Here is a 24,432-nt window from a genome sequence, read left to right on the forward strand (position 1 = left end):
ACCTGATCACATCGATCGTATGCTCGAAGGATGACGACTCCCGAGACCTCCGGAACCGGCCCCACCGTGCGCCCCGGCGGCGCCACCGGCCCGACCGAGAACTCCATGCGTCGCGCCCTCAAACGCGCCCGGGACGGTGTCGCCCTCGACGTCGGCGAGGCGGCGGTGCTGCTCCAGGCCCGCGGGGAGGCCCTCGACGACCTCACCGCGTCGGCGGCCCGAGTACGGGACGCCGGCCTGGAGGCGGCGGGGCGCCCAGGCGTCATCACGTACTCGAAGAGCGTCTTCATCCCCCTGACCCGCCTCTGCCGGGACAAGTGCCACTACTGCACGTTCGTGACCGTGCCCGGCAAGCTCCGCCGGGCCGGACACGGCATGTTCATGTCCCCGGACGAGGTGCTCGACATCGCGCGGCGCGGTGCCGCGCTCGGCTGCAAGGAAGCACTGATCACCCTCGGCGACAAGCCCGAGGACCGCTGGCCGGAGGCGCGCGAGTGGCTCGACGCGCACGGTTACGACGACACGATCGCGTACGTCCGCGCCATCTCGATCCGCATCCTGGAGGAGACGGGCCTGCTGCCCCACCTCAACCCGGGCGTGATGTCCTGGACGGACTTCCAGCGTCTGAAGCCCGTCGCCCCGAGCATGGGCATGATGCTGGAGACGACGGCGACGCGTCTGTGGTCCGAGCCGGGCGGCCCGCACTACGGCTCCCCGGACAAGGAACCCGCCGTACGGCTAAGGGTGTTGGAGGACGCGGGCCGGTCGTCCGTCCCCTTCACCTCGGGCCTGTTGATCGGGATCGGCGAGACGTACGAGGAGCGGGCGGAGTCCCTCTTCGCACTCCGTCGCGTCTCCCGCGCCTACCACTCCGTCCAGGAGCTGATCATCCAGAACTTCCGCGCCAAGCCGGACACCGCGATGCGCGGAATGCCGGACGCGGAACTGGACGAACTCGTCGCGACGGTGGCGGTGGCCCGCCACATCATGGGCCCGAGCGCCTGCCTCCAGGCCCCGCCCAACCTCGTCGACTCCGAGTACGAGCGGCTGATCGGCGCCGGCATCGACGACTGGGGCGGGGTCTCCCCGCTCACCATCGACCACGTCAACCCGGAACGCCCCTGGCCCCAGATCGACGAACTGGCCGCGAAATCGGCGGCAGTCGGCTTCCAGATGCGCGAACGCCTCTGCGTCTACCCGGAGTTCGTCCAGCGCGGCGAGCCCTGGCTCGACCCGCGGCTGCTCCCGCACGTCCGGGCCCTCGCCGACCCGGAGACGGGCCTCGCGCGCGAGGACGCGGTCGTCGAGGGCCACCCGTGGCAGGAACCGGAGGAGGCGTTCGTCGCCTCCGGCCGCACCGACCTGCACACCACGATCGACACCGACGGCCGTACGTCCGACCGGCGCGACGACTTCGACGAGGTGTACGGCGACTGGGGTGCCCTGCGCGAGGCGGCGGCGCCCGGGATGGTGCCGGAGCGCATCGACACGGACGTACGTCAGGCGCTGCGCACGGCGGCCGACGACCCGACGAAGCTGACGGACGACGAGGCGCTGGCGTTGTTCCACGCGGACGGGCCGGCACTGGACGCGCTGTGCCAAGTCGCCGACGAGGTAAGGAAGTCGGCGGTCGGTGACGACGTCACCTACATCGTCACCCGGAACATCAACTTCACCAACGTCTGCTACACCGGCTGCCGATTCTGCGCCTTCGCCCAGCGCCGCACCGACGCCGACGCCTACACCCTGTCCCTGGACCAGGTGGCCGACCGCGCCCAACAGGCCTGGGACGTCGGGGCGGTCGAGGTCTGTATGCAGGGCGGCATCCACCCCGACCTGCCCGGCACCGCCTACTTCGACATCGCGCGCGCGGTGAAGGAGAAGGTCCCCGGCATGCACGTACACGCCTTCTCGCCCATGGAGGTGGTGAACGGTGCGACCCGCACCGGGATGTCGATCCGCGAGTGGCTGACCGCCGCGAAGGAAGCCGGCCTCGACACGATCCCGGGCACGGCGGCGGAGATCCTCGACGACGAGGTCCGCTGGGTCCTCACCAAGGGAAAGCTGCCGACGGCCACCTGGATCGAGGTCGTGACGACGGCCCACGAGCTCGGCATCCGCTCCTCGTCGACGATGATGTACGGCCACGTCGACCAGCCCCGCCACTGGCTCGGGCACTTCCGCACCCTGGCCCGCATCCAGCAACAGACGGGCGGCTTCACGGAGTTCGTCACCCTCCCCTTCATCCACACCAACGCCCCGGTGTACCTCGCGGGCATCGCGCGCCCCGGCCCGACGATGCGCGACAACCGGGCGGTCATCGCCATGGCCCGCCTTCTCCTGCACACCCACATCCCCAACATCCAGACCAGCTGGGTCAAGTTGGGCACGGAGGGTGCGGCGGAGATGCTTCGCTCGGGTGCGAACGACCTGGGCGGCACGCTGATGGAGGAGACGATCTCGCGTATGGCGGGGTCGAGTTACGGGTCGTACAAGTCGGTCAAGGACCTGATCGCGGTCGCGGAGGCGGCGGGGCGGCCGGCGAAGCCCCGGACCACCCTGTACGGCGAGGTCTCGGAGGAACGGCAGCAGGCTGCGGCTCTGTCGGACGGTCATCTGCCGGAGCTGCTGCCTGTGCTGGAGTGAGGGCGGTGCAGGAAGCATGAGGGCGAAGCAGGACACGTGACGCCGATGGTGCTTCCGCCTCGCCCCGGCATTCCCCGGACAAGCGTCCCGGCACCGGCCGCTCGGGCCGCCATGTGTGCTCCGCGTGCTCTGTGTCCTATTGGGGCTGGAGGAGTTGGTCGACGGGTGCGTAGTCGTCGGTGAGTGGTCGGGCGTCGCCGATCCAGGAGGTCAGGCCGTCGCCGGTGGCGATTCTCCAGCTGGTCTGCCGGGCATCCAGCGCCTTCTGGGCCGCGCGTAGGTCGACAGGGCGGTCGGAGGCGAGCACCACCATGTTGCCGCCCCCGGAGGCGGAGGAGGGGACGAGACCGATGTCGCCGGGTTCGCCGACCAGGGCGACGTGCTCGAAGACCTCGTCGAGGGTGGCTGCTTCGGCACGTGCGAAGGCCAGAGCACCGTGGTCGATGAGGTTGGCGACGTACAGGCCGTCCTCGTCGAGCACCCGCCGTACGTCGGTCATCGCCTCCACCGTGGTGAGGTGCCACGGCACGCTGACACCGCCGAAGGCGTCGCCCACGACGAGATCACGACTGCCGTCGTCCAGTCGCCGCAGGCCGAGCCTGCCGTCCTCGGCGCGTACGTCGATACCCGCTCCTGATCGCAGACCGAGCCGGTCGCGGTTGATGCGTACGACGCCGCTGTCGATCTCCGACACGAGGCTGCGCGTCCCGGGCCGCGTGGCCGCGAGGTAACGGGGAAAGGTGAGCCCGCCGCCGCCCAGGTGGTGGGCGACAAGCGGCTCACCCTCGGGAAAGGCCGCATCGACCACCGACACGATGCCCCGCACGTACTCGAAATCCAGGAAGGTCGGGTCGTCGACGTCGACGTACGAGTGCCGCAGTCCGTCCAGGACGAGTGTCCGGCCGCCGTCCCGGTCGGGGTCCGCGACGACCCGTGCGCAGTGGTACTTGGTCTCCGTGTCGCAGCGACCGGGCGCGACCGTGGTGGCGAGGCCGCCGGCAACGACCACGAGTGCCAGGGCAGGGGTGCCGCTCCACCCGCGAGTTCGCCACTCGACCAGCGCCGCGCCCACCACCAGCAGCGCCCCGAGGCCGATCAGGATGCCGCTGACCGGCAACCGCGACACCAGGACGAAGCCGGTGAGGACGGTGCCGACGATGGCACCGACAGTGCCGACACCGGACAGCCCGCCGACAACCGTTCCGGTCTCGGCGAGGCTGGTGAGACGCAGCTTCGTGACGATCGGCGTCACCGCGGACAGCAGCGCGCCCGGCACGAGGATCGTCAGCGACGCGATGAGCAGGAGTATCGCCGGTGCCCATTCCGCGGTCATGCGCAGCACGGCGGGGGTGAACGCCACCACCGCTCCCGACACCCCGAGCGAGGGGCCGATGAGCCGGCGCGGATCGACCTGGTCGGCGATACGCCCACCCAGCCAGGAGCCGAAGGCGATCGCGGTGAGGGCGATGCCGATCACCGTGGTGCTGGTCTCAAGGGTGAGACCGAGATAGGGAGCCAGCAGCCGCAGAGCGACGATCTCGACAACGAGGACCGCGGCCGAGGACCCGAACACGAGCGCGGCAGCGACACGGGGACCCATGCCGTAGCCGTGAGGCGTGCCCCCGGCGACAGGCGTGGACGACGATTCGGTCACGGCCGACATCCTCGCACGCGCCCCACCCACAGCCGCGAGTTGAGGAAATCCACCGGTCGCCTCCACCCCGGGTACTGCGCAACGGCCTTTCCTCTCACTTGTCTTCCCCTCTCTCCCTCTCCCTCACCTCTCCCTGCGCTGTGGTTCGATGTGCCGATGGACGGTCAAACAGGCGCGGGCCAGGAGGCGCTCTACCGCGCGCTCGACGAGACGGTGTCACGTCTGTACGGCGAAGGCCGGTTGGCCGACGCGCTGAAAGCGGTGGAGGACGAGGCTCCCCGGATCCCCTCGCGTCGGGCGGACACCGCACACCTGGCGGCCTGTCTGCTGACGCTCACCGGGCGGCCCGAGGACGCGCTGGCGGAGCTGAACACCGCGCTCGCCGACGGTGCCTGGTGGAGCCCCGCGATCCTTGTCGATGACGACGACCTGGCGGCCGTCCGTGACCTTGCGGGGTTCGCCCCGCTGCTGCGCGAGTCGACGGCCCGGCACGCGACGGCCACCGGAGTTCCTCTTCCCCCGGTCGTACGCCGGCCGCACGGCATCCCCCGAGGTGTCCTGGTCGCCCTGCACGGCGCCGACCAGGACGCCGCTCTGGCCGCGGAGCAGTGGGCAGCCGCGGTGGACGCGGGACTTGTCCTCGTCGCCGTCGACTCCTCCCAGCGGTCGACCCCGCTCTACCGCAGCTGGCCCGACACCGGCCTCGCCCTCCGGGACATCACCGCCGCCCTCGCCGAACTGGACGAGGCCGACCGCGCCCTGCCGCTCCTCGCGGCGGGCTTCTCCGCGGGCGCCCGAGTGGCCGTCCTGTGGGCCCTGTCCGATGCGTCCGACGTAGCGGTACGGCCCTCCGGATTCCTGGCGGTGGGCCCGGCCCTCACACCGGCGCACCTCGACGGGGAACGGCGCGTGAGGGCCGCGGAGGGTGCGGTGCGCGGCCGGATCTTGGTGGGGGAGCAGGACGACGACGTCACCCCCGAGGTGTTCGACGCCCACGCGGTGCTCGCTGACGCGGGCGCGGACGTCACGCTGGAGACCATCCCCGGCGTGGGTCACGAGTTTCCTGCGGACTTCGGCCGTCGCCTCCCGGGCCTGCTGGAGTCCTTGCTGGTGGCTTGAGTTCGTCCTTGTCGGGCGGGGCGCTGAGGGTCGTCGGCCTCTCCGAACGTGGCTACCGGCTGTGACCTCTCCGAACGTGGCTACCGGCTGTCTGCTTTCGCCACAGGGGCGTTCGCCCGCCCCCGCCCCGCACCGTCCTGCCGCTCGACCGGCCCTCAACCGCCCGGCGTCTCACCGGCCTTGTCCACCACCCCCGTGCCGAGCAACGCCTTCTCGTCCGAGCCGAGGTAGGTGAGGGACCCCTTGTCGAACACCCAGGTCTCGTGATCGTCGCGGTCCTTGAAACGCAGGCCGATGCCCGGGCGGCCGGCCAGGTCCTTGGCGTTCTCGACCACCGAGACGCCCGGGATCTTCGCGGCGGCACGGTAGAGCGCGGCGTTCACCTCGGGGAGGAGGGTCGCGGTGGCGAGCATGTCGCCGATCAGTTCCAGTGCCTGGCCCCGGTCGGCCGAGCCCCCGTCGCCTGTGTCGGCGTAGATCTTCTTGAGCAGTGCGTCGGGGTCGGTGGGCAGTGCCTCCAGTTCGCGGTACGTGGTGACGTTCGGGTCGGCGCTCAGCCGCATGTCCTGGGCGACGCCCTTGGGAGCCCGGTCTCCCGGGAGGTTCGGGCCCGACAGCACCGTGGTCCGGGCCAGTCCGAGGCGCTTGCCGTTGACGGCGGTCCAGTCCGAGCGGCGGTAGATCTGGGTGCCGCTGTCCGGCACCTCCGTGATCTCCAGGGAGCCCTCGACGCTGACATAGACGTACTGGTCGTCGTGGACGGTGACGGCCTCCTTCGCGGCGGCGACCGTGGCGATGCGGTTCAGGAGGTCGACCGCCTTCTGATCGGGCGTGGGGGACCTGGACACGACGGCGCCGACGACGACCGCGCCGGCGACCACGACGGCCGTGGCAGGGGGTACGGCGATCATGGCGAACCGGCGACGGCGACGGCGACGGGGGCGGGGGCGGGGGCGGGGGCGGGGGCGAAGACGGGGTGCGGGCTCGGGCGAGCCGAGTGCCGCCGTGGTCTCCGCGGTTCCCGCAGTTCCCGCAGTTCCCGCGGTGTCCAGGGTGCCCTGGGCGTCCCGGACTTTCTGGGTGAGCTCTCGCATCAGATGGTTCCTCAGCAGGTCATGGCGGTCGCTCGGCAGGACCGGTTCCCCCGGGCTCGGCAGCAGCCTGGCCAACTCCTCGTGCTCTTCGCGTTCCACGGGGTTCATCGGCGTTTCTCCTGTGTCGACCGGGCCGCTTCCGGGCGGCCACCCGGTACCTGTCCGGTACGAGGGCGGAGTCTCGGTTTTTTCGCGAGAGGTGCTGAGAGGGAGCCAACATCCGCTGGTACGAGGGCACTTGGCGCCACCGGGCTCTTCGGTGGCCGCCTGTCGGCCGCCCGCCTGGCCAGCTCCGCCTCCGACAGGCGCCGAAGGCGTTCCCTGGCCCGGGCGAGCCGTGACCGAACGGTGCTGGCAGGTACGCCGAGGGCCTCGCCAGCGGCGGCGTAGCTCAACCCCGACCAGACGCACAGGGCGAACACCTCGCGCTCGGGTCTGCGGAGCCGGCCGAGCGCGATGCGGGCGGCGGCGAGCCGTTCGGCGTCCTCCATGCGCCCGACGAGGCCGTCCGCGAAATCGGGCACCGTGCCGAGATCCGCCGGGCGGTCCGGGAGCCGGGCGAGGGCGGCGCTGTGCCGGCGGGCGGCCCGGCGGGTGTTGCGCAGGACGTTGGTACTGATGCCGTAGAGCCAGGGCCGCAGGCCGTCGCCCGCCGAAATCCCGCCCGCGCCCCCGGAAATCGCGCCCGCGCCCCCGGAGATTCCGCCCGCGTCCTCGCTCGCGGGGCCCCCGTTGTCCCCACCCGCGTCCTCGGGGCTCCCTTCGTCCCCGTCGGACGCCGTGGCCCCGGGTCTCAGCTTCTCCCGGAGTCGCCATGCCTCCAGGAAGGTCAGGGACACCACGTCCTCCGCGAGCCCCCGGTCCCCGGTCAGCCGGGCGGCATGGCCGTACACGGCGCGGGCGTGGGCACCGAACAGCTCGGCGAAGGCCTCGGGGTCACCGGCCCGTATCCGGTCACGCAGGGAAAGTTCCACGACCAGCCCTGTCCGCCCGGCGCCCCTCGTCTCCGAGATTCTCTGTGACGGTGCTCACGCCCGTGCCGGATCCGCGCGGAAGGGCGGGAACCCGAGGCGGTTCACCTCATCGTGGTCACCGTGGGGTCCGCCCGCTTCAGTACCCCACCCGGAACGTGGCGTCCTGCCGCTCACCAGTCGTGGAGATCGGGTCGATCCGCAGCACGTAGCCCGCGTGCCGGATGTACCGCGTCGGGTTGTTGTACGACCGGAAGGACGCCCACGAACTGTCCGCCAGCCCGGCCGTACGGTAGAACGTCGCGTCGCCCGCGAAGGTCGACGTGCCGTCGTTGACGTCGAGTTGGAGGGCGTAGCTGTAGTGCCGGAGGTAGCGGGTCGGGTAGTTGACCGACTGGAAGGAGACCCCGGCGCTGTCGGCCAGACCGGGGACGAGCTTCCACTCCGAGTCGGTGTACAGGTCGAAGGGGTACTCGTCGATGCGGGCCTTGTAGTCGGCGTGGCGGACGTAACGGGAGGGGTAGTTGTACGACTTGAGGCGGTTCCAGGCAGGGGAGCCCCACTTGGTGAGCAGGTTGTTGTACTCGGCCGTAGTGATCGTCGCGATGCCGCAGTGCTTGGAGTTGACCGGCTGGGTGTACGTCTTCTGGTCCAGCGCGGTCCAGGTGCCCGAGGCCAGGTTGCTGGTCTGCCAGGCGTAGAAGACGCCGTTCGGCGTGTAGGTGTCGCCCCAGAGGTACCAGGTGTTCGACGTCAGTGACTTGAACACGGTCGGGGCCTCGGTGCCGCCGTGCGCCACGCCCGCGCTGTACTCGGTGAAGCTGCCCGGGTCGAGGGACGTGGAACGCGCCGACACCAGCGTCTGGTTCTTCTTGTAGAACAGGTAGTTGTAGCCGTTGACGCCGACGGCCATGTTCCCGTCGATCACGTCGTACCCGGGGTCGAAGAAGACCTGTGGGCTCGATGCCGTGACGAAGTCTCTCGTGTAGTTGACCATGATCACGTTGTGGCCGCTGGAGTTGACCGACGAGTAGATCACCGCGTACTGGCCCCGCCCGGCGTCCCAGAACGCCTCGGGCGCCCAGCTGTGGGTGGTCATGTCGTGGAGTTTCAGGCGCCGGTAGCCCGTGAAGGTGCGCAGGTCGGCGGAGTCCCAGACGTGGATGTACTGGCTGTTGTACGACCAGTCCGTGCCCTTGAGGTCGGTGGCGATGACGACGAACGTGCCGTCCTGCTTGCGCATGAGGAACGGGTCGCGCAGGCCGAGGGCGCCCGCGGTGGGGGTGACCACGGGGTTGTTCTGGTTCAGCGGCGTCCAGTTGAGCGAGTCGGTGCTGACGGCCAGGTGGAGGCCGTAGTCGGTGCCCAGCCCGAGGCTCGTCGACTCGGTGAAGTAGCACATCACGTACGCCGAGTCCGCCGCGTGGGCGGTGCCGGCGCCGAGGGTCAGGACGCCGGACGCGGCGAGAGGAGCGGTGGCGGCCATGCCGAGGAAGAGACGGCGGGACGGCTGGGGTCTTGCGCTCATCTTTGTCTCCAAGCGGGTGCTGGCGAGGGGGTGGATGCGGGTCCAGGAGTGGAGTGAGCGGCTGCGCGACCCGTGTGTGGGGGAGGGGGAACGGGGTGAACGGGGACGTGGAACGCGCAGCCCAGGCAAGCGAAATGGCCGAAATTTCGAACTAGGTTCGGAAAGTCGATCAGAAGGTAGATCGCCCCACCCTGCTCGTCAATCACTCTGGCGAGGCTGTGGGGATTCTTTGCGCACAACCCTCTGTAGGCGTCGTGAGTCACCTGGGGGTGTTGAAACCGCTTGCCCCTCACGGAGGTTGTGCAATGTCCTCTCAGCGCGTCAGCCGCAAGTCGCTACGTGTGGCCTCGGCCCTGACCCTGCTCACTGCCGGGCTGACCGCCCTGATCGCGCAGCCCGCCTCCGCCGCGGTACCGGAGGCCCGGGTGGTGCTCGGCTACACAGGCGAATTCTTCTACGATGCCGCGCCCGGTCAGACCAACAAGCTGACCGTCACAACGTCGGGGACCAACGGCTGGAGATACACCTACGTCATCGACGACGTGGTCCCGGTCGACATCGCCATGAGCGATGGTCACTGCACCCGCCCTGACAGTGCGGACCTCACCAGGGTCTCCTGCACGAACATCTTCGAGCGCGGGGGCGATGGGTTGTCCATGGATCTCGGCGACGGCAACGACACGATCACCGCCAACAACACCACCGGCCAGACCAACTACCAGGTTGAGATCGAACTGGGCCCCGGAAATGACAGGGCGGCCGAGATCGGCAGTGTCGGCGGCAACTACATCCAGGGCGGCAAGGGCGACGACACCGTCACGGCGGGTTCCGACTCATCCGTCGACGCCGGGGACGGCAACGACACCGTCCACATCGGTGCCCAGTCCTGGGTGAGGGGCCAGAACGGCGTCGACAAGCTCTACGCCGACGGCGTCGACAGCCATGCCGACGGGGGCACGGGCAACGACTTCGTCTACGGCGGCGCGGGCCACCAGACCCTGTGGGGCGGGGACGCCAACGACACGGTGCGCGGCGGCACCGGAGACGACACGATCTACGGCGGCCCCGGCAACGACATCCTCTACGGCAACAGCGGCAACGACACGATCCAGGGCAACAGCGGCAACGACAAGGTCTACGGCGGCCCCGGCAAGGACACTCTCACGGGCGGCCCCGGCCGCAACGTCGTCCGCCAGGACTGACACCGGCATCCCGCCCGCCCGACGCCCGGCCCCCGTCCCGCCGGGGACGGACCCCGCACCGGAGTACGATGATCCGACCCCCGGCGGAGGACCCGGCGGCGGGTTCCGTTGCTGAGGAGATGCGTGACCGTGGCTGCCCGACGGCTTCCCTCATCGGTCTGGGTCACCGGTCTGACCTTGGGCGCGGTCGCCGCGGTCACCGTACTGGCGGTGAAGGCCGAGCAGGGTCCGCAGCCCCACGCCACCGCCGCCGCCAAACCCAGCGCGTCGGCCTCGGCGAAGCCCTCCGCCAAGCCCAGCCAGGCCGCCGAGGCGGCCGTGCCGGACGGCTCGGGGACCGGACGGCGGGTCGTCTACTCGCTCGGCCAGAAGCGGGTCTGGCTCATCGACGCGAGCGACCAGTCCCGCCGCACGTTCGCGGTGTGGCCGGGCTCGGTGAGCCCGGACCCGGGGACGTACACGGTGTCCAAGCGCACCGACGCCCTCACGGGCTCGGACGGCGTCCAGATCGAGCACGTCGTGTATTTCGCCGCCAAGTCCGGGGTGAACATCGCGTTCTCCAACGCGCTCGACGGCTCGTCGCCTCCGCCGGTGTCGGGGACACAGACCGGCGGTATCCGGATGAAGGTCGCGGACGGGGACGCTGTCTGGGCCTTCGGCTCCGCGGGGACCACGGTCACGGTGGTCGAATAGCCGACGGCTGCTGCCGCGGTCGCGGGTCCCCTCACCTCTGCGGCGGGCGGGCCCGACCGGCACGGACAACGACGGTTTCGCTCCCGCCTGTTACGCGGAGAAGAAGCGACTGTCCTGACCGGATTCCGGGGTCGGATTCCGGGGTCGATCCTGGTGCCGGATTCCGGGAACGGGCCCATTCCCATTCCCGTTCCCGGAGAGACGCGGGTGTGTTCCTCAGTCGGTGGACTTCGCGGCGGAGGCCGGTGAGGGCGCGCCCATCGGCAGGTGGATCACCAGCAGCACCACCCCGCTCAGCGTGAACACGCGCGTCGCCGCGTCCAGCCCGTTCCAGTCGTCCGACTGCCACATGGCGAACCACTCGCCGCCGATCGCGATGAAACCGGCGCCGAACAGCAGCATCAGCATCAGCAGGCCGTACGTCGAGATGCGCCGTGCCTGTTCGAGGTCGCGGCGGACCCACAGCCAGGTGGCGCCGATGAGGACGCACGCGGCGAGCGTCTCCCACACGATGATCGCCACGTACGCGGTGTCCTGGAGGCCCTCGGACGTGATGGCCCGCCACATCAGATCGTCGTCCTTGAACGTGGTGTCCATCGCGAGGACATGGCGCACGAACTGCTGGTTCGAGTCGAAGTCGGTGATGTTGCCGAGCGCCACCAGGGCGATGTAGAGCGCGACCGTCGCCGTCAGCAGGGTCGCGGCGAGGGTGAGCGCGGTGTGGGAGGGCCGGGCGGTACGGGTGGGGTGGGGGGTACCTGTCGTGGTCATGAGGTAACCCTATGGAACGGCCCGGTCGCCGTCTCCCCGCCCCTGCCCGGGAGTTGAGCCAGACTGAAGGGCGCCCCGACCAGGCACCCCCAGACAGGCCACGACACGAGGAGACGTACGGATGGCTCAGGCCCCGCGGCAGTCGATGCGGCAGCTGATCGAGCAGCGCAGACACGCCGGGTTCGTCGCCCGGCTCGCCGAACGGGCCGCGTTCCGAGCCAACTTCGATCTGCCGCCGGACGACGAACGCCACCGCTTCCGCTTCCATGTGCACGGCAACGCCGGCGTCGGGAAGACCTTCCTGGTACGGGAGTTGGAGAAGCAGGCCAAGGAACGCGGCGCGCTCACCGCGTACGTCGACGAGGGCGCCGGCAGCGTCCCGGAGGCACTGGTGGTGATGTGCCGTCAGTTCGCGGCCCAGGGGCGGCGGTTCAAGGAGCTGGAACGGCTGCTCGCGGCCCACCGGGAGCGACGGCACGAGGCGGAGTCCGCCGTCGCGAGCCTCGAACCGCAGCCCGAGGGCCCTTCGGCCGGCAGTCTGACGGCCGCCCGGATCGGCCTCGTCGGCGCCGGACTCATCCCGGTCGTCGGACCGTTCGCCGGCGCCCTCGACGCCGACCGGATCGCCCAGGGCGCCGACCGGGTACGGGCCGGGATCGCCGCCCGGCTGCGCAACCAGGACGACGTACAGCTCGTCCTGGCGCCCGAGCGCGCCCTCACCCCGGTGCTGCTCGCCGAGCTGGACGACATCTGCGCCGCCGTGCCCTGGATCGTCCTGTTCCTCGACACGTACGAGCGCACCGGCCCGTTCCTCGACGGCTGGCTGCACGACATCATGACCACCGATCGCTACGGCGACCTCTCCTTCCCCGCCAACCTCGTCCTCGTCACCGCAGGTCAACGCCCCTTCGACACCGGGCGCTGGGGCGGCTTCGCCGACTTCGTGACCGAGGTGCCGCTCGGACCGTTCACCGAGGCCGAGACGCGTGGACTGCTCGCGGACAAGGGGGTGACGGACGAGCCGGTCGTCGCGGAGGTGCTGCGGCTCACCGGCGGGCTGCCGGTGCTGGTGTCGACCCTCGCCGAGGCCCGCCCCACCGACCCGGACGGCATCGGCGACCCGAGCGCGACCGCCGTAGGACGGTTCCTCAAGTGGGAGACCGACCCGGTACGCCAGGCCGCCGCCCTCGCCTGCGCCCTGCCCCGGCGCCTGGACGCGGACATCTTCCGGGCCGTCCTCCCGGCTTCCGCTTCCGGGCAGGCGCGGGACGACACCGAACTCGACCTGCTGTTCGCGTGGTTGAGGGCGTTGCCGTTCGTGAGCGACCGAGGCGACCGCATCCAGTACCACGACGTCGTACGCGCCCCCATGCTCCGACTCCAGCGGCACCGCTCCCCGCGCCGCTGGGCCGAGCAGCACACCGGCCTCGCCGACACCTTCGCCCGGTGGCGCACCGAGGCCGAAGTACCGCTTCCCGCCGACGAGTTGTGGGCCACGGAGGAGTGGCGGGAGCTACGGCTCGCGGAGTCGTACCACCTGCTGTGCGCGTCCCCCCGTACCGCCCTGCCCGTCGTCCTGCGGGACGTCGTCGAAGCCTGTGACCACGGGGCGGTGGTCGCCCGGCGCTGGGCGCGCGTCCTGGTGGAGGCGGGCGACGACAACGAGGCTCCGGCGGTGCGGAGTTGGGGCCGCGACCTTCTCGACGCGCTCGCGGCCGACGCCGAGGGACGGGAGCGCGGGGAAGACGGGGTGCTCGGCGCGCTCGCGCTGCTGCTGGGCCGCGCCGGGCTCGACGCGCGCGGACAGGCCGTCGCACGCATGCTGCGCGGGCGCGCACTGCGCATGAGCGGGGAGTACGACAAGGCCCTCGGGGAGTACGAACAGGCCATCGCCCTCGATCCCGGGCTGGAGCGCGCCTACTACGGCCGGGGCGTCACCCGCGCCGAACAGGGTGACTACGCGGCCGGCGTCTCCGACCTCGACCGCGCCGACGAACTGGCCCCCGACACCGCCCGCGTCCTCTTCGTACGCGGCGACTACCACCGCATCCTCGGCCACCACGAGGAAGCCGTCCGCGACCTGGACCGGGCCGTCGCCCTCGGCCCCGACCTGGCCGGCGCCTGGGCCTCCCGCGGCGTCACCCGGCACGCCACCGGCGACACCGAGCGCGCCCTCGCCGACCTCGACCGGGCCCTCGAACTGGACCCCGAGCACGTGTGGGCGCTGGTCCGGCGGGCCCGCGTGCACCGCTCGCGCGGGGAGCGGGCCGGTCAACTCGCCGACCTGGACCGGGCGGTGGCCCTCGGACCCGAGCTGGCCTGGGTCGCGTGCGAGCGCGGCGACGCGCTCCGGGCCGCCGGCCGCGACGCCGAGGCACTCGACGACTACGACCGCGCCCTCCGGCTCGACCCCGCGTACGCGTCGGCGTACGCCAGCCGGGGCGCCTCCCACAGCCGACTCGGCCGCCACGACGAGGCGTTGGCCGACCTGGACAAGGCGTTGGAGCTGTATCCGGCGTACGCCTGGGCGCTGGTGCAGCGCTCGGTGGTGCACCGCCGGGCCGACGGCTACGAGGCGTCCTACGAAGACGCCCACCGGGCGGTCGGGTTGGAGCCCGAGAGCGCGTGGGCGCTGTGGAACCGGGGCGAGGCGCTGCGCTGCCTGGGCCGGTTCGAGGAGGCGCGCGCGGACCTAGACCGGGCGCTCGCACTGGCCCCGGACAGCGTGTGGGCGAACGGTTGCCGGGGCGCCGTACTCCACGAACTCCGGCTGTACGGTGAGGCGTTGACGGATCTGGACCGGGCGGTCGCGCTCGACCCGGACGGGGCCTGGCAGCTGATGCGCCGGATCATGACCCTGCTGGCGGTGGGTCGCCCCGAGGACGCCCGTACCGACCTCCACCGCTATCTCGTGATCGGCGACGACCGCGCCTGGGCGCACCACACCCTCGCGCAGATCCACCTCTTGGACGGGCGCCCCGAGGAGGCGGCGACGGCGCTCGCGGAGGCGGCGCGGCACGGGCTCGCGGAACCGGCCGGTCTGGAGGAGCTGGCCCGCACCCAGCGCAGGACGGGGGAGTGGAGGGCGGCCCGGGAGACGGCGGACCGGATGCGCGGCCTGCACGAGGCCGGCGGCGCCTTCTGTCTCGCCCTCGCGGTCGCCGGGGAGCAGGGCCGGGAGGCCGCCCGCCCGGTCTGGCGCGAGGCGGACCGGCTGGCCTCCGGCTGGAACCTGGCCGAGGGCGCCTCGGGCTTCCTGCGCGCGGTGATCGCGGCGGGCCTGGGCGACTGGGCCGACCTGGACGAACACCTCGCCGGTCTGCTCACGGGTACACGGGAGTGGGTGGACGTGGCATGGCTGGCCGACCTGCTGAGCGAGCTGGCCGCGGCGCCGGGCGGGCCGGCGGAGGAACGGGAGCGGATCACCGTACGACTGGAACGCGTGCGGGACGCGCGGGAGGCGATCAGCAGGCGGTACGCGAAATGACAGAGGCGTGAGATGTGCGGGGGGTGTGAGGCGTGAGATGTGTGAGAGGGGTGTGGGGGACGGCGTAAGGCTCCCGATTGGTGACCAGCCGGGATCACTCGTGCCGACTCATGCCCACTCGGGTCACATTCCGCATACCAATCGGGCCCTGAACGGACCGTTCCCGGTCGATTACAGTGCTGAGCTGTCAATCGAACGAACGATGCTGTGAGGGAGGTCCGAGGTGGGTGTGATGACATCCGGTGGCGTGACCGGTGCCGCGTCCGGCGCCATCTGGGGCCGCTCCGAACAGCAGGACTTCCGCAGCCGGGTCCGCGGCACCCTGCTCGGCGCGGCCCTCGGCGACGCCCTGGGCGCCCCGCTCGACGGACTCGCCCTCGACTCCATCCACGAGGCGTACGGCGCGGACGGACTCACCGAGCTGGCCTCGGCGTACGGCAGACGCGGCGCGATCACCGATCTCACCCAGCTCACCCTCTTCACCGTGGACGGCCTGATCCGCGCCCAGGTGCGCCGCGACACCGGCGCCTGGCACCCGCCGACCGACCTGCACCGCGCCTACCGCCGCTGGAGGGCCACCCAGAGCGACTGGGGGCCCGACGAGCGCCGCAAGGAGGACGGCTGGCTGGCCCGCGAGGAGTGGCTGTACGTCCGCCGCGACCCGGCCCTCGCCTGTCTCCTCGGCCTCGGCGACGAGACGATGGGCACCCTGGAAGCGCCCAAGAACCCCGGCGAGGCGGGGGCGGAGGCGGCGGCCCGCTCGGGCCCGTTCGGGCTCCTGGTCGGCTGGGAACCGCAGCTCGTGATGCAGCTGGCGGTGGAGTGTGCCGCGCAGACCCACGGCCACCCGACGGGCTACCTGGCGGCGGGCGCGTACGCCGTGATCGTGCACGGCCTGGCGCGTGGCGAGAGCCTCGACGCGGCGGTGCAGCGGGCGCTGGCCATGCTGGCGGCCAGACCCGGGCACCAGCAGGTGGCGGAGGCCCTCCAACGAGCCCTGGGCGCCGTACGCCAGGGCATCCCGTCCCCCGCGCGGGTCGCGGACCTGGCCGGCGCCGGCACGGCGGAGGGCCTCCTGTCCGTGGCGGTCTACTGCGCGCTGGTCGGCGAGGACGTCCGCCACGGGCTGTCCCTGTCGGTCAACCACGGCGGCCCGTCGGCCGCGACGGGCGCCCTGACCGGCGGCCTGCTGGGTGCCCTGCACGGCGAGACGGCCCTCCCGCCCGCCTGGCTGGCGGAGCTGGAGGGCCGACCGACGATGCTGGTCCTCGCCGACGACTTCGCGATGGAGATGACCCAGGGACCGGCCCTGCACGGTCCGGCAGGGTCGTCCCCGGGGTGGCTCACGCGGTACCCGCGGGCGTGAGAGGCAGATGCTTCCGGGCCGGGCTCAGGCATTTCAGCCCAGGCCCAGGCATCTCAGCCCGTCCGGGGGTCCTCCCCTCTGGGGGAGTTTGAGGACGAGCGCGTTCAGCGCGAAGGGGGGTCTGGGGGCACAGCCCCCAGGTTCAGGATGGGACGGGTAGGGGCGGCGGGGGCGAGAATCCGCCCCCACACACCCTCGCTCACCCCTTCCCGGGCACCGTGTCCACCGGCTCCCCCACAGGCACCCGCACCGCCATCCCGTCGTCCCCGTCCGTGTTCACGGTCTCGATGACCGCCAACCGCTCCGGCGTGTCCTCCGGCCGCAGGAAGCCGATCAGGATGTACAGCACCAGCGACACAGCCAGCGGGATCGACACCTGGTACTGGAGCGGCACCCCGCCCTCCACACTCCAGTTGATCGGATAGTTCACCAGCCAGAAGGCGAACAGCCCCATCGACCAACTTCCCAGCGCCGCCGTCGGCCCCGACCGCCGGAACGGCCGCAGCAGCCCCAGCATCATCGGAATCGCCATCGGCCCCATCAGTCCGGCCACCCACTTGATGACGACGGTGATGATGTCCTTGAACGCGGGCGAGTTGACCTGCGTGGCCGCCGCCATGGACAGACCGAGGAAGACGACCGTCGCGAGCCGCGCCGCGATCAGCCCCGACCGCTGGCTCCAGTTCCGGGCCCGCGTCGAGATCACCGGCGCCACGTCCCGGGTGAAGACGGCGGCGATCGCGTTGGCGTCGGAGGAGCACATGGCCATGGTGTGGGAGAAGAAGCCGACGATGACCAGGCCCAACAGACCGTGTGGCAGGAGCTGTTCGGTCATCAGCCCGTAGGAGTCGGAGCCGTCCGGCTTCTGCGACTCCACCAGCAGCGGCGACATCCACATGGGGTAGAACAGGACCACCGGCCACACCAGCCAGAGGATCGCCGACAGCCTCGCCGAGCGCTCGGCCTCCTTCGGGCTGGCGGTGGCCATGTAGCGCTGGGCCTGGTTGAGCATGCCGCCGTTGTACTCGAAGAGCTTGATGAAGAGGAAGGCCATGAGGAAGACGGTGCCGTAGGGGCCGACCAGCGGCTCCCCGTGGCCCTTCAGCTCCGGCTCGTCCCAGGCGCCGAGGAAGCCGATGTTCTTGTCGTTGAGCTCCATGACCACGGCCACGAACATCGCGACGCCGGCCAGCAACTGGATGACGAACTGGCCCAGTTCGGTCAGCGCGTCCGCCCACAGGCCACCGATCGTGCAGTAGACGGCCGTGATGGTGCCGGTGATGAGGATGCCCTGGTTCAGGGAGATGCCCGTGAAGACGGACAACAGGGTGGCGATCGCGGCCCACTTGGCGCCGACGTCCACGATCTTCAGCAGCATTCCGGACCATGCCAGCGCCTGCTGGGTCTTCAGGTCGTACCGGTTCTTCAGATACTCCAGCGGGGACGCCACATGGAGCCGAGACCGCAACCGGTTGATGCGGGGCGCGAACAGCTTGGACCCGATGGCGATGCCCAGCGCGATGGGAAAGGACCAGGTGACGAACGACGTGACGCCGTACGTGTAGGCGATGCCGGCGTAACCGGTGAACATCACCGCGCTGTACCCCGACATGTGGTGGGAGATGCCGGACAGCCACCAGGGCATCTTCCCGCCCGCGGTGAAGAAGTCGCTGACGTTGTCGACCCGTTTGTGGGACCAGACGCCGATCGCGACCATCACACCGAAGTAAGCGATGAGCACGGCCCAGTCGAGACCGTTCATGTGCTCCCTCCCAGGGGCGGTCGAGCATGCGGAGCGGGGGTGTCGAGCGCCCGCTCATCGTCGATTCGCCGGCATGGCAGCGACAACAGCTCGTATAGTCAAGAGGGAGTAAAAAAGTTCGCCGCACTGACTTGAGTTCATGTCCATGAACTCGACGCGACCGTTGAAAGATTGGCGGAATATCAGCTACCGCATCAACTCACCCGCGTTCACCAGCAACGACTGCCCGGTGATGGCCCGAGCCCGCTCCGACGCCAGAAACACCACCGCGTCCGCGACATCCCCGTCCGTGGCCAGCTCGGGCAACGCCATCCGCTCCGCGAGCCGCCCCCGCACCTCGGCCTCCGGCACCCCTTCCCCCTGGGCCGTGAACCGCACGTACGCCTCCACCGGCGGCCCCCACATCCACCCCGGCAGCACGGTGTTGACCCGTATCCGATGGGGCCCGAGTTCCCGTGCCAGCGAGTACATCGCGCTCGTCAGCGCCCCCTTGGAGGCGGCGTACGCGGCCTGCCGCACCTGCGAGGGCGCGGCCACGGCGGACTGCGTACCGATGAACACCACACTCCCGCCCCGCTCCTTCAGTGCCGGCAGACAGGCCCGCGTCATCCGCAGGGTGCCCAGTAGATTCACGTCGACGACACCGGCCCAGCTCTCGAAGTCCGCGTCCTCGATCCCGCCGAAGTAGCTGTCCCAGGCGGCGACATGGACGACTCCGTCGATCCGCCCGAACCGCTCGCACGCCAGCGCGGCCAGCTCCCGGCACTGCCCCTCGTCGGTGATGTCGGTCGCGCGGTACGCCGTACGCGCCCCGTCCGGATCGAGCTCCCCGGCGGTCTTCGCGAGGTGTGCCTCGGTGCGTGCCCCGAGCACGGCGTTCCCCCCGTCCCGCACGACCGCCGCCGCGACCTGCCGCCCGAGCCCGGCGCCGACACCGGACACGACCACGGTCCGGCCTTCCAATAGCGACATCGGAGCCTCCCAGCTTCGGACTCACCGCCTGACGGGGCGTCAGGGTAGAGATGTCCGGCGGAGAAGGCCAGCGGCGTGCTTGGGCGACTCGGCTCGCGTAGACCGGGCGGATGTGAGCTGGGTCGAACGGGGCTCGTCCCTTCCCTGACGGCATGACGTGAATTGAGCTCATTCGCCCGTTCGGGCGACCCATCGCACACCCATTCCCCGCATTGGATATCTGACGTACCGTCAGGAGTGGTTCTGGGGAAGCGGCGGATGAGACTGAGGGAGAGTGCATGCAAGGCGCAGGACGCGAAGGGGCCCATCCTGACCTGTACGCGGAGCTGGCCTCGGTCGGGCCCTACGGGGTTGACGTCGGACATGCGCTGATCACGATGGTCGAGCCTCATCAAGGGCATGAACGCGCCTACCACAGATGGTACGAAGATGATCATTTCATCGCTGGAGCGATGGCCATGCCCTGGATGTACGCGGGACGGCGCTGGGTGGCTACACGTGATCTCCAACTTCTGCGCTACCCGAGCGAGTCGGCCGTTGCCTGTCCGGTTACGGACGGCTGCTACCTCTCGGTCTACTGGATGACCGCCGGTCGTTACGAGGAGCACATGCGGTGGACCGTCGGGATCAACAAGAGGCTCAACCGAGACGGACGTGTCTTCCAGCAGCGTACCCACGTCTTCACCGCGTTCCAGGACCACGAGACGACGGTCTACCGGGACGGCGCCACCGGCCCCCGTGACTTCCATGCGCTGGACCACCCGTACGCGGGCCTGGTGTTGCAGGTCATCGACGCCGAAAGCCCCGAAGCGCGGGCGGGGTTGCTGGAGTGGCTGCGCACCCGGCACCTGCCCGGGCGGCTTGCCGGGTCGCCCGCCGCGATGGTCACCGTCTTCCACCCGACCCCGCTGCCCGGTGACCGTATGACCTACGTGAAGCAGGTCGAGGGTGTGGACGTACGGCTGACGCTACTGTGGTTCCTGGAGGCGGACCCACGGGACTGCTGGGAGTCGCACTTCGCGGGGCTGGGGGAGGCGGTCGCTGAAGTGGGGCTGGGGCGGGTGGAGTTGGTGGCGCCGTTCATTCCGACGGTGCCGGGGACGGACCTGTACGTCGCCGAGCTGCGTTGACCGGGAGCCTCGCGAGTGAGGTGGCGGTCGGCGTGATTTGGGAGCGTTGCCGTATGGGACGGCTCGCGGACGCGGAGCCGTCCAACTGTGCGTGTTGTGCGCGTTGTTGGGGTCACCCTCTGCCCGGTTGGAGGTAGTGCGTCGCCCTGTTGAAGTGGTGCATCCGTAGGATCACCCCATGTCTTCCGATGCCCCGCTCACCCGAGAGTCGTTTCGGCGCCTTCATCCGATGAACGCGCCGAGGCCGGTGTCTCAGTTGCCCGGTCGTGTCTGGACTGACGGCGACTGGGATCGGATCCAGCGCGGATATCGAGCCCGGGACATGGATGAGAAGTGGAACGTCTTCGTCGAAGCCGATGTCGTTTACATGCACCGGAGTTGGACCGGGCACGGCATCTACGAGGTGTCCCTTGCCCCCGTGGCCGGTGGCAGGAGGATCACCTCTGCTGTCGTGGAGGCCGATGGGGAGCGCGTTCGGAGGATGGGCGACGAGTACGACTGTTTGATGATGGAGCTGATCATCAGCGCGATCGTCCTTGGCGAGTCGGCTGCCGACCTCCGGGCCGGACTCGTGGAGCTGACTGCTCGGGCTTCGGGGAAGAGCGATCTTCCCGCGGGTGTGGTGGAGCACAGCGCTCTGGGACTGCGCTCTGGATCCTGAACTCCGTCGCCCAGGTGGAGATTGGTGCGGACCGTGATTACCACCAGGCGCTCCGTTTCGCGCGGCTGGTGACCTGTGCGCGCTCCGTCGAGAGCGGCGGGATCATCTCGGCTGAGACGGTCAGCAGGGCGCGAGCCGTGGTTCTCACACAGGGGGCTCCGGACGGGACAGCTCGCAAGCCGGCCTCGACGAGGCGGACGTGGTGGCGGACATGAATGCCGCCCGCCAGTCGATCCTCACCCGGCTGGCATCGCCCTTCGACCTGCATGTGGTGATGCAGGAGTCAGTGCTCCTGCACGAGTTCGACGGGCAGCCGCACATCATGCGCGAACAGCGCCGACGGCTCAGGGAACTCGCCACGCGCCCGAACATCACCATCCAGGTCGTGCCACTGCGCCGGTCGTCCCATCCCGGCTCCAACGGTGACTTCACGATCCTGACGTATGGCGGGGGTGGGGCAACCGTCTACAACGAACTTCTCACCTCCAGCGTCATGACCAACGATCCTGCCGAAGTGGCTCTCTATCGGGCTGCGATGGAGGCGTTGGCGGGGGATGTCGCCCTGTCGGTGGAGGACTCCATGGGTCTGCTCGACCGATTGCTCGAAGAGTCCGCGGTCTGAGCATGGCCGAGCCCCCTCGGCTAGGACGGCGGGCCAGTCGAGAGGGCTCTTTCGGTGGTGCTTATGAAGTTGTCGGTCGTCACGGTGTGTCAGGCGGGGGCGAGAGTTCCCCGGCCGACCTCGGTCACGAACGAGTTCCATGAGTCCGAGGGGAACGCCAGCGTCGGGCCGGCCGTGACCTTGGAGTCACGTACGGCGAGAGCGGTCGCCACGGTGGACCTGACCTCGACGCACGCGCCGTTTCCGGCGGAGTAGGAGGACTTCGTCCAGGTTCCCGTGACGCCTTGCAGAATTGCCATTTTTGCTCCAGTGGACCAGTTGTCGAATTGCTGTCACCGGACTGCGGGTTCGATGCGGAACTCGTGGTTCGGTTTGCGCCAACGTTTATTCCTCGATGGCGTGATCGACGCTACTCGCCAACTGCTCCGTCTGAAGCGGTCGTTCACTCTTCCGGATGGCATATTCCACTGGGGTCTTCCGGTCCTGAGTGGCAGCGGTGTATGGTGCGGCACTTCTTCGGGCTGAGGGAGCCTGGAGGGGATCCAGAGGGAACCGGGACGGTCAGCGCGCGTACTCTTTCGCGACGTTCAGGATGAACTGGCGTGATTGGTCCACATTCAGTGCCTGTGCCCGAAGATGCTCGTACATCACGCTGTATTTCTGCACGTCGGGCGCCTTCTCCAGATAGAGGTCACTGGTGACGCCTTCGATGTAGACGACGCTCGAATCCGCCGCGTCGGGGAACTCCAGGATGGCGTACTGGCCGTTCAGCCCCGGATGCGCGCCTACCTCGTACGGCAGCACCTGGACGGTGACGTGGGGCTGCTGGGACATCTCGGCCAGGTGTTCCAACTGCTCGCGCATCACCAGGCGGTTGCTCACGACGCGATGCAGCGCCGCCTCGTCGATGACGGCCCACAGACGCAGCGGATTGTCGTCGGTGGAGACGCGGTCCTGCCTGCGCAGGCGCACTTGGACGCGTTTCTCGACGTCGTCCGTCGACGTCTCGGGCAACGCCCCCTGGATGAGGGCCTCGGCGTAGGGGCGGGTCTGCAGGAGGCCCGGGATGATCTGCGACTCGAAGGCCCGCAGCGACGCCGCGTCCGTCTCCAGCCCGATGTACACGCTGTACGGGACGTCCCCGAACGCGTGCCACCAGCCCTGCTGGCGGGAGTCCTTGGCCATCTCCATCAGGGAGTCGACCATCCGCTGGTCCTCGACCTCGTACACCCCGCACAGGTCGCGGACATCGCGCTGGCTGATGCTGCGGCGGCCGTTCTCCAGCCTGCTGATCTTCGATTGGGAGACCAGCAGCCGCTCGGCGACCTCTTCGGCCGTCATGCCCTTCTGTTCACGGAGCCTGCGCAGCTCCTGGCCCAACCGGCGCCGCCTGACGGTGGGATTGACACTGGACGCCATGGGACGTGCACCTCCGGCTGTGTACCTGTACTTGCCACTTTCCGTATCTGCTGTTGAGCAGACTGCCACCAAGGCGCTTGCTACCGCTGGGAAACTGCGGATATGCGGTGCCGAGGCGGGAGATATGCGTCCGGTACACGCCAGTTCGGTGGATTCCGCTCGTCACCCGGGGGCGTTCCCCGCCGGCTCCGGACGCGCATGTGCCGGGCGCCTGATGTCGGAGGACAGGTGCCTGAGCGCGAGCGCCGGATACCCGGCTCCGGACATGCGGCCGCGCGGGGTGGCGAGGGCCGTGTCGGAGTCCGTGCGGACGTCCTTACGGTCCCTCACCGCCCCGCGCGGGCCGGCGGCTCCCGAACCGGTCTTGGGGACTGCGGTGCGGCGCTGTTGAGGTCCTGCGTGGTGCGCGTGCGCGTCGAGCGGGGTGGTGCGGGTCGTGCGGGTGCTTCGCGGATCGGGCGTTCGCCGTGGGACTGCGGCTCAGTGAGCCACGGCGCGCGCCATGGTTCCGCGGTGCGGCTGCATCGGAACGTCGCGTGCGGGCTCCGGTGCGGACCTGGCTCCGGGGGCGGCCTGACGGCCGGCCGGTGCCGGGCTGCGGCGCGGCTGGACCGCGACGCCGTTCTGCACGTCCATGACAGCGTGGGCTACCAAGCCGCCCATGGGGTCGTGCCGGATCAGGTCCCGCAGCCGGGAGCGGGACGAACGTCCCTCGTTACCCGGATACAGGTGCTTGCCGAGACCGACCGCATGGGCCAGCGCGGCGAGCGCCGCCGTCCGTGGGTCCGGCGGGACGCCGGTGCGGATGGCGGTGTCCAGTCGGGCTCTGATCTCCCGGCTGATCTCCGTGTCCGTCGCCTGATAGCGAGTCGTCGGAAGCACCCCGCACATCTGTCCCGCCACGGCATGCACCATGCCGCACCGCTCCAGATGCGAGAGGTAGGTCTGGCGCAGCCCCAGGCGGGGCCCGCCAATCCAGTTCACTGCGCGTACGGGTGCTCCGCGTCGGCGAAGCAGTTCCAACGCACAGTCCAGTGTTGGATCTCCAGTCGGCCGTGGTACGACCACGGCGATACGATCCCCGTCCGGGGCTATCCGTCCGGCCATCGCCAGCTCCACTAGCTGTGCTCCGGCCAGACCGAGGTCGAGCGACTGCGGCTGTGCGGTGGTACCCGTGGCCGGGTCCAACGCCAGCAGAAGAAGCTCTTCCGGAATTGATCTGCGGCTCCTGCCCATCCATGCCTCCCCGCGTGGATGAATGACAGGGTGACCCCTCTCACATTCATCTGTCGAGAGGGCGTGACCAGTTCGTAGTGGAACCAGTAGGTATGTCGT

The 24,432-nt window shown here is 70.0% G+C and carries 18 protein-coding genes and 1 pseudogene; 9 read left to right on the forward strand and 10 right to left on the reverse strand.

Going from position 1 to position 24,432, the window contains the following annotated elements:
* The first annotated feature begins 30 nt into the window (after window positions 1-30).
* Window positions 31-2,646 (forward strand): bifunctional FO biosynthesis protein CofGH, encoded by a 2,616-nt coding sequence (locus tag IEY89_RS01755; RefSeq protein WP_189145399.1) that lies wholly within the window; start codon window positions 31-33, stop codon window positions 2,644-2,646.
* Window positions 2,647-2,782: 136 nt separating this feature from the next.
* On the opposite strand, the gene IEY89_RS01760 is transcribed toward IEY89_RS01755, so the two are convergent.
* Window positions 2,783-4,300, reverse strand: coding sequence for a fused MFS/spermidine synthase (locus IEY89_RS01760; protein ID WP_444545538.1), 1,518 nt, complete (start codon window positions 4,298-4,300; stop codon window positions 2,783-2,785).
* Between the two features lie 156 nt (window positions 4,301-4,456).
* On the opposite strand from IEY89_RS01760, the gene IEY89_RS01765 reads away from it, so the two are divergent.
* Window positions 4,457-5,419, forward strand: coding sequence for an alpha/beta hydrolase (locus IEY89_RS01765; RefSeq protein ID WP_189145401.1), 963 nt, complete (start codon window positions 4,457-4,459; stop codon window positions 5,417-5,419).
* 155 nt (window positions 5,420-5,574) lie between these two features.
* Here the strand turns inward: IEY89_RS01765 and IEY89_RS01770 are convergent, their stop codons facing one another.
* The 3 genes from IEY89_RS01770 to IEY89_RS01780 form a co-directional block, all read right to left on the reverse strand.
* Window positions 5,575-6,621 (reverse strand): CU044_5270 family protein, encoded by a 1,047-nt coding sequence (locus IEY89_RS01770; protein ID WP_189145402.1) that lies wholly within the window; start codon window positions 6,619-6,621, stop codon window positions 5,575-5,577.
* Window positions 6,618-7,487: an RNA polymerase sigma factor gene (locus IEY89_RS01775; protein WP_189145403.1), complete on the reverse strand. Its 870-nt coding sequence runs from the start codon at window positions 7,485-7,487 to the stop codon at window positions 6,618-6,620. Before IEY89_RS01775 ends, IEY89_RS01770 begins: the two co-directional genes overlap by 4 nt.
* 136 nt (window positions 7,488-7,623) lie before the next feature.
* Window positions 7,624-9,012, reverse strand: a complete 1,389-nt coding sequence (locus tag IEY89_RS01780) for a glycoside hydrolase family 43 protein (protein ID WP_189145404.1) — start codon at window positions 9,010-9,012, stop codon at window positions 7,624-7,626.
* A gap of 305 nt (window positions 9,013-9,317) precedes the next feature.
* On the opposite strand from IEY89_RS01780, the gene IEY89_RS01785 reads away from it, so the two are divergent.
* Together IEY89_RS01785 and IEY89_RS01790 are read left to right on the forward strand one after the other, a co-directional pair.
* Complete coding sequence (locus tag IEY89_RS01785; protein ID WP_189145405.1) at window positions 9,318-10,214, forward strand: calcium-binding protein; 897 nt, start codon at window positions 9,318-9,320, stop codon at window positions 10,212-10,214.
* A gap of 123 nt (window positions 10,215-10,337) precedes the next feature.
* Entirely contained in the window at window positions 10,338-10,907 is a 570-nt protein-coding gene (locus IEY89_RS01790; RefSeq protein ID WP_189145406.1) for a hypothetical protein, read from the forward strand.
* A 216-nt stretch (window positions 10,908-11,123) separates the two neighbouring features.
* On the opposite strand, the gene IEY89_RS01795 is transcribed toward IEY89_RS01790, so the two are convergent.
* A complete protein-coding gene (locus tag IEY89_RS01795; protein WP_189145407.1) occupies window positions 11,124-11,678 on the reverse strand; it encodes a DUF2165 domain-containing protein in 555 nt (184 codons plus the stop codon).
* A gap of 121 nt (window positions 11,679-11,799) precedes the next feature.
* On the opposite strand from IEY89_RS01795, the gene IEY89_RS01800 reads away from it, so the two are divergent.
* Window positions 11,800-15,165 (forward strand): tetratricopeptide repeat protein, encoded by a 3,366-nt coding sequence (locus IEY89_RS01800; RefSeq protein ID WP_189145408.1) that lies wholly within the window; start codon window positions 11,800-11,802, stop codon window positions 15,163-15,165.
* 232 nt (window positions 15,166-15,397) lie between these two features.
* Entirely contained in the window at window positions 15,398-16,531 is a 1,134-nt protein-coding gene (locus IEY89_RS01805) for an ADP-ribosylglycohydrolase family protein (RefSeq protein WP_189145409.1), read from the forward strand.
* Between the two features lie 199 nt (window positions 16,532-16,730).
* On the opposite strand, the gene IEY89_RS01810 is transcribed toward IEY89_RS01805, so the two are convergent.
* The gene (locus IEY89_RS01810; RefSeq protein ID WP_189145410.1) at window positions 16,731-18,293 is read right to left on the reverse strand and encodes a sodium:solute symporter family protein; all 1,563 of its coding nucleotides are present in this window, start codon (window positions 18,291-18,293) and stop codon (window positions 16,731-16,733) included.
* 186 nt (window positions 18,294-18,479) lie between these two features.
* Complete coding sequence (locus tag IEY89_RS01815) at window positions 18,480-19,265, reverse strand: SDR family oxidoreductase (RefSeq protein ID WP_189145411.1); 786 nt, start codon at window positions 19,263-19,265, stop codon at window positions 18,480-18,482.
* A gap of 278 nt (window positions 19,266-19,543) precedes the next feature.
* On the opposite strand from IEY89_RS01815, the gene IEY89_RS01820 reads away from it, so the two are divergent.
* From IEY89_RS01820 to IEY89_RS01830, 3 genes and pseudogenes are all read left to right on the forward strand, one after another.
* Window positions 19,544-20,395: a hypothetical protein gene (locus IEY89_RS01820; protein ID WP_189145412.1), complete on the forward strand. Its 852-nt coding sequence runs from the start codon at window positions 19,544-19,546 to the stop codon at window positions 20,393-20,395.
* 178 nt (window positions 20,396-20,573) lie between these two features.
* Complete coding sequence (locus tag IEY89_RS01825) at window positions 20,574-21,056, forward strand: hypothetical protein (RefSeq protein WP_189145413.1); 483 nt, start codon at window positions 20,574-20,576, stop codon at window positions 21,054-21,056.
* 193 nt (window positions 21,057-21,249) lie between these two features.
* Window positions 21,250-21,678, forward strand: a pseudogene (locus tag IEY89_RS01830) (Scr1 family TA system antitoxin-like transcriptional regulator); the annotation flags it as partial.
* An 89-nt stretch (window positions 21,679-21,767) separates the two neighbouring features.
* Here the strand turns inward: IEY89_RS01830 and IEY89_RS01835 are convergent.
* The 3 genes from IEY89_RS01835 to IEY89_RS01845 all read right to left on the reverse strand — a co-directional run bounded on the left by IEY89_RS01835 (window position 21,768) and on the right by IEY89_RS01845 (window position 24,333).
* Window positions 21,768-21,977 carry a DUF397 domain-containing protein gene (locus IEY89_RS01835; RefSeq protein WP_189145415.1) on the reverse strand — a complete coding sequence of 70 codons (210 nt, stop codon included), beginning with the start codon at window positions 21,975-21,977 and terminating at the stop codon, window positions 21,768-21,770.
* Between the two features lie 262 nt (window positions 21,978-22,239).
* The gene (locus IEY89_RS01840; RefSeq protein WP_189145416.1) at window positions 22,240-23,097 is read right to left on the reverse strand and encodes a helix-turn-helix domain-containing protein; all 858 of its coding nucleotides are present in this window, start codon (window positions 23,095-23,097) and stop codon (window positions 22,240-22,242) included.
* Window positions 23,098-23,577: 480 nt separating this feature from the next.
* Entirely contained in the window at window positions 23,578-24,333 is a 756-nt protein-coding gene (locus IEY89_RS01845) for a GOLPH3/VPS74 family protein (RefSeq protein ID WP_189145417.1), read from the reverse strand.
* Between the last annotated feature and the right edge of the window lie 99 nt (window positions 24,334-24,432).

The organism is Streptomyces lacrimifluminis, from assembly GCF_014646095.1.
Lineage (GTDB): Bacteria > Actinomycetota > Actinomycetes > Streptomycetales > Streptomycetaceae > Streptomyces > Streptomyces lacrimifluminis.